This window comes from Thermophilibacter sp. ZX-H3, assembly GCF_052599055.1.
The window spans coordinates 1-2,868 of record NZ_JBQXES010000025.1; the positions used below are offsets into that span (position 1 = coordinate 1).

Below are 2,868 nucleotides of genomic sequence, written 5' to 3' on the forward strand. Positions count from 1 at the left end.
AGGACACCCCCAGTGGCCCCCCCCCCCTCAAAAACGGGCCACTCGGCGCTGGGAACATGGAGGGCGCGGCACCCCGGAAGGGATGCCGCGCCCTCGTCTGAATAGGCGTTCTTCTCGCTAGACCTCGATGGTTACGGTCTCGGGCTCGGTGAGCGGCTCTGCGCCGTAGGTCTTGGTGCGGTCGTCGCTGATGACGCCGGACCAGTTGAGGCCGAAGGCGAAGTCGTAGGTGTTGCCCTCGGAGTCCGTGTAGCACGCCATGTCGCGCGGGACATCCTCGTCCTGGCCCTCGACCTCGGACATGTCCTTGGGCTGCTGGCAGGGCAGCAGGGCGGAGGGCTCGGTCTTGCCGGTGATGAGGTTCGCGAGCGCGGTGGCGTTGACGCCCTGCTCCATCTTGAACTGCATGAAGATGACGTCCGCATAGGGCTCGATCTCGTGGAAGCACATCGCACGCTTGGCCTCGACGACGAGGATGAGCTTGGCGTCCTCGGGGAGCTTCTCGCGCACCTGAATCACGCGGTCGAGGTCGGACTCGTTGCCGGCCGTCTGGGTCTGCCCAAAGTAGCTGCGGTTCTCCTTGGTGCCGCCGGAAGTGGAGTCCCACACGGCGCCCACCTCGGACTCGACCTGGTTGCCGGCGATGGACTCGCGGCGGACGTTGTCCCCATCGGCCGTGTACGGGCGGTACTGGAGCGACGCGGGCTGCCAGATGGTGTTTCCGGCCTCGTCGGTGGTGCTCCCGCCCTCGCCGTCCGGGCTGTCCACGATGAGGATGGCGTACTGGCACTGGGCGAGCTCCTCGTCGGGGGGCATCGTGGCGTCGGACTCCTGGTAGACGGGCTCGCTCGACTCCTCCTCGGCCGCGGGCATGCCCGGGAAGCCGCCGCCGGACGTGCCGGTGGGCTCTCCGACCGTGTCGGTCACCACGTCGAAGTACTCGTTGGCCACGTCCTCATCGATGGCAAGACCGAAGGTCGACGGGGTCGAGGAGAACATGCCGCCGCCGGAGAGCACCTGCGGGATGTAGACCTTGGGCTTGTCGCCGAGGCCGGCGGAGCTGATGACGCCACCTTTGTTCTTGAGCATGACCATGGACTTCTCGGCCGCCTCGACGCCGAGGTCGGTGCTGGCCTGGTCGTCGAAGATGGCCGCAGCGACGGTGCGGTCGCAGTACGGCTGGTCGAAGAGGTCGACATGGTTCATGCATGTGAAGATGCGCCGCGCAGAGTCGCGGATGCGGGCGAGCGCCTCGTCGGCGCCGAGCTGCTCTTCGAGCATCGCGTAGGACTCCTGGAGGGTCTCGACGCTGAACTCGCCGCCGATCTGGTCGTTTCCGGCCTGGAGGATCTTGAGCTCGCGCTCGGCGGCGGAGAGCTCCTCGACGCCCCAGACGCGGTTGGGCATCATCGCGCCCGGCTCGCTCTCGAGCGAGATCTGCCAGTCAGTGGTGAGCATGCCGTCCCAGCCGGCCGTGTCGCGCAGGTAGCCGTTGCGGACCTCGGAGTAGGCGCCGCCGACGTTCTCCCCGTACTTGAGGTTCTCGTCATAGGCCATGCCGTAGTTGGGCATGATCGAGGCGACGGCCTCGGTCTTGGTGCCCAGGTTGAGCGCGCCGTCAATGAACGGCACGAGGTGCGCCTTGAAGTTGTCGCCCGGGAAGACGTCGTACTTGCCCTGGTCGGAGTGGTCGTTGCGGCCGCCCTCGACGGCGCCAGCGCCGCAGTAGTGCTTGGCCATGCCGATGATGGAGTCGGAGCCCCAGCCGAGGTCGTTGCCGTCCTCGTCCCACGTGGACTGGATGCCGGAGATGAACGCCTTGGCAAAGTCGCGGTTCAGAGCCGGGTCCTCGGAGACGGAGCCGTTGTAGCGGCACCACGTGGGGTTGGTCCCGATGTCAATCTGGGGGCCGAGCAGGCAGCGCACGCCCGTGGCGCGCCAGGTGCGGCCCTGCAGCGTGGCGGCGCGACGGATGAGGTCCATGTCCATGGAGGCCGCGAGGCCGTCGTTGTCGGGGATGGCGAAGTTCTGGTACTGGTCGGTGTCGTTGAGGTACGGGATGCCGTGCGGGTCGTTGGCCTCGCACCACTCCTGCACCGCGTTGATCCAGCTGATGGCCCCGGCGTAGTTGTCCGGGCTCGCCTGGGCGCGGGAGACGCCGGCACGCATGCCCTGCTTCAGCAGCTCGACCGAGTCCTCGTCGAGCGGGGCCGCCGTGCTCGTGAAGCCGTTGTTCCACATGAGGGGCAGAATCTCCTCAGCGGTGAGCTCGTCGGCGAGCGCCTTCGCTCGGTCCTCGTCAGTCTGGCGCCAGTCCTCGTAGAGGTCCAGCTTGCCGTTGCCGTTGAGGTCCTTGAAGGCATAGCCGTCCACCTGGATAACCTTGGCGGTGTCCATGACGCCCAGCTCGGCGCCGCCATCGGGGTTGGTGTAGCGCGTCCAGCCGTCGCGGACCTCCTCGGAGGACCACTTGGCCTCGACGTCCTCGCCATCGGGGTCGATGGGGTAGGCGTCGGCCGCGGGCGCGGCCAGGGCGTCGCCCGTCGCCTCCCCCGTCGTCTCGCCCGTCGTGGACGCCTCGCAGCCGGCGAGGCCCAGCAGGCTGGCTGAGACCGCGGACGCGGCCAGGAAGCTCCTCCTCGATACGTTGCTCATTGATCCCTCCCTTTCTCGGGACTTACCGTGTTGAGAAGGATTAAATGCCGCTGAACGCGCCTCGGTCGCCCCGGCACACAATCGGTCAATCCCGCCGCACGGTCTGCAGGGGGCTCTCCCCAGCGCGAGCCGATAGCGACCCGGCAAAGGCGACGGGGCCGCCTGCCATGCTTTTCATGGCGGGCGGCCCCGCCGCCTTTTCCAGTCGCGCCA

At 67.7% G+C, this 2,868-nt stretch carries 1 protein-coding gene; it reads right to left on the reverse strand.

Annotated features, from left to right (window positions below):
• Nucleotides 1-117 precede the first annotated feature (117 nt).
• On the reverse strand, nucleotides 118-2,655 hold the full coding sequence (locus ACULPM_RS09970; RefSeq protein WP_445331387.1) for a glycoside hydrolase family 3 N-terminal domain-containing protein: 2,538 nt from the start codon (nucleotides 2,653-2,655) through the stop codon (nucleotides 118-120).
• Nucleotides 2,656-2,868 lie beyond the last annotated feature (213 nt).